The sequence below is a fragment of the Thiolapillus sp. genome (assembly GCF_048562965.1).
Classification (GTDB): Bacteria; Pseudomonadota; Gammaproteobacteria; order Chromatiales; family Chromatiaceae; genus Thiolapillus; species Thiolapillus brandeum_A.
In genome coordinates, this window is sequence record NZ_JBHNMF010001386.1 from 1 (window position 1) to 658 (window position 658).

At 55.2% G+C, this 658-nt stretch carries 1 protein-coding gene; it reads right to left on the bottom strand.

Going from position 1 to position 658, the window contains the following annotated elements:
* Positions 1–112 precede the first annotated feature (112 nt).
* The gene (locus ACOCD2_RS24480; protein ID WP_293650620.1) at positions 113–451 is read right to left on the bottom strand and encodes a hypothetical protein; all 339 of its coding nucleotides are present in this window, start codon (positions 449–451) and stop codon (positions 113–115) included.
* Positions 452–658 lie beyond the last annotated feature (207 nt).

Below are 658 nucleotides of genomic sequence, written 5' to 3' on the forward strand. Positions count from 1 at the left end.
CCAGAACCTACACCCAAACAACTCGCCAGACTTATTCAAGAGCGACACCGGCGACGACAGGCTGCCACAGAATCCTGTCGGCGGAGGGGTGGGGAAATATGACAAAGTAGAACTAACACCCCACGTCGTTCAGATCGGCATCCAGATTGCCCTTGCAATTGGTTTGCGCGGCTTCGTCATTGACGCTGGCAGTAGAACCGATCAGGGCGCTGTAGATAACCTTGGCTTTGGCTGCCGTGCTGACGAAATGCACGCCATATCCGCTGCCGCTTGCCGCCTCGCCCCCCACCACGGAGTTTAAAATACCGCCGTTGCCATTGCCCCGGAACTCCGCACCGATGGCGCTGCCACTGCCGGCGTTCTCGCCACTTATTTCCGAATCCCGAACCAGGCTGAATCGCTCACCGGGGTCAATCTCCTCAATGATCACGCCATAAGGAGGGTGTCGCAAAAGCCCCTTCCTGAACGTTACGGTTGAGGGTAACCTAGACCCTTATGTGGAACCACTACTCTTCTTAGCTTCGCTACGATGAAAAACCGACGTAACTACTCACCCCTATCAGCATAGAGCTGTCCCGAAAAGGCCATTTGAATGGCGACCAGCGGATTGTATCCCTGATTTGCCATGGTCTGCAGGTAACTGGAGATGCGGCAATAG